This window comes from Ruegeria atlantica, assembly GCF_947495585.1.
GTDB lineage: Bacteria > Pseudomonadota > Alphaproteobacteria > Rhodobacterales > Rhodobacteraceae > Ruegeria > Ruegeria atlantica_G.
Window position 1 is genome coordinate 1 of record NZ_CANLZK010000040.1, and the last position, 1856, is coordinate 1856.

2 protein-coding genes and 2 pseudogenes are annotated in these 1856 nt (G+C 55.1%); 2 read left to right on the forward strand and 2 right to left on the reverse strand.

What is annotated here, in order from left to right; translation table 11 throughout:
- Positions 1-105 (forward strand): annotated as a pseudogene (locus QMP16_RS23460) (bifunctional methylenetetrahydrofolate dehydrogenase/methenyltetrahydrofolate cyclohydrolase); the annotation flags it as partial.
- Positions 106-184: 79 nt separating this feature from the next.
- On the opposite strand, the gene QMP16_RS23465 reads toward QMP16_RS23460, so the two are convergent.
- Entirely contained in the window at positions 185-1030 is an 846-nt protein-coding gene (locus QMP16_RS23465; RefSeq protein ID WP_282154378.1) for a DMT family transporter, read from the reverse strand.
- A gap of 129 nt (positions 1031-1159) precedes the next feature.
- Between QMP16_RS23465 and QMP16_RS23470 the strand changes: the two genes are divergently transcribed.
- Positions 1160-1579: a group II truncated hemoglobin gene (locus QMP16_RS23470; protein WP_282154379.1), complete on the forward strand. Its 420-nt coding sequence runs from the start codon at positions 1160-1162 to the stop codon at positions 1577-1579.
- Positions 1580-1667: 88 nt separating this feature from the next.
- Here the strand turns inward: QMP16_RS23470 and QMP16_RS23475 are convergent.
- Positions 1668-1856: pseudogene (locus QMP16_RS23475) on the reverse strand (hypothetical protein); the annotation flags it as partial.

Here is a 1856-nt window from a genome sequence, read left to right on the forward strand (position 1 = left end):
CCCGGCGGCGTAGGCCCCATGACCATCGCCTGCCTGCTGGCCAACACACTCACCGCCGCCTGCCGCGCAAACAAACTGCCAGAACCAGAAGGCCTCACAACCTGAGCATACCGTTGGGGCGCAAAAAATGCGCCCCAACGAAACAGGTATTACCTTGTTTAAAAGAGCTTTCGGAATGGTCGTCTCAGAGCGCCAGATAGCCTATTCCCGCAAACGCAACCAAACATCCAAGCCATTGGCGTGGCACCATCTTTTCACGCAAGACAGCCCAAGCCAACATAACCGTTAGCAGCCCAAAGACGGACGCTGTCACCGAGGCAAATTGCGCATTCGGCAACCCGCCCGCCGCGATCACACAAAGGATGGCAACAGCATCCAGAACACCCATGACACAGAGAAGCGGCAGAGCCCGCCGCCCGGGCCAGATTGATCTGCCGGATGCCAGGGCGATCATGCCCAGGGCAAAAACTGCCGTCAGCCGAATAACCAGAGAGATTGAGTATTCGTCATTATGTTCGGTTGCATATTGTCCTAGCGCAAAGGTGGCGGCGAACCCGATTGCTGCAAGTATCGATAGCACCACCGTCGGGCCAGTTGCTGGGTATTCGGTTGCGTCGCGTTCAGATTGGGCAGCCACAACAGAAACGCCAACACCAATCGCGATGACGGCAAGCCAGTGTAACGGGCTGACCGTTGCGCCGCGCCAGATGGCCAGTGAGACGGACAACACCGGATAGTTTGCAACAATCGGAGCAACCAGCCGGACCGGGCCGCGTTGAAAAGCGGCGTACATGCAGACGCCCGCCAGCAGATAACACCCCCCTGCAGCAACAGCGCTGATCAATGCCGTGCCAGGAATTGGGTCGACTTCACCCATCATCGCAACCAAACCAAGTTGCAGCACTGCACCCGAAACCAGCACAGCCATGAGCGAAGCAATCACGCTGACAGACTGGCTGACATAGCGCACTGCCAGATCGTGTACCCCCCAGCAAAGTGCCGCCAAGAGGCCAAGCACCAGAGCGTTCATTCCGTCATCACCATCACTGATTTCACCTGGTTCCGCTTCCGAGCATGAGTATGTCAGAATGTCACTGTTGATAAACTTATTTTCCTGTTATGCAATATTGCAGGTGCCAGAGATACAGAAAGGCAGCACATGGAATCTGCGATAGAGCAACTTGGTGGTGAGACCCAACTGCGCGCTCTGGTCGAGCGTTTCTATGACCGGATGGAAACGGATCCGGCAGCGCATTCGTTGCACAGGCTGCATTTTCGGGGACATGGGCTAAACCACACCAGACAAGCTCAATTTGAATTTCTCAGCGGGTTTCTCGGCGGACGCTCCTATTATCGTGAACGTTTCGGCCATATGGACCTGCGCGAAATCCATGCGCATATCCCCATCCGAAAGGCCGACGCAGAGCTTTGGCTTGACACTTTCGATGCCGCATTGGCGGACTGCGAATTGACCGGCCCGGTTGTGGAAAAGATGCGCGCGACGCTTCGCCGGGCTGCGCTTATGCTGGTCAATGACGTTCCAGATTGGCGGTTGGAAGCAGGTGCTGGGTATACGTAAAGACGCTTTGCGGAAATCACGTTACGTGTTCCGCGGATCCGATCAAAGCTGATGCCTATGACTATTGCCAAAATACGGTCGATTGAAATCATGCACCCATGTGCTGATGGTTTGCTTTTCGAACGTTAGCCAAGGATTGGCATTGACCTCCCAACATCCATCGGGTGCCCATCACTAGCAAAACGTCAAAATCGCCCAGTTGCGGAATAGATTGCCCTTTGTAGAAGTGTACGATCTGCGTGTCGTCTTGATGCTTGGCGATGTGGTCACAAACTGC

Bases quoted from the DNA above. Each gene is read 5' to 3' on its own strand.
- QMP16_RS23465 (WP_282154378.1), bottom strand. From the start codon at position 1,030: ATGAACGCTCTGGTGCTTGGCCTCTTGGCGGCACTTTGCTGGGGGGTA.
- QMP16_RS23470 (WP_282154379.1), top strand. From the start codon at position 1,160: ATGGAATCTGCGATAGAGCAACTTGGTGGTGAGACCCAACTGCGCGCT.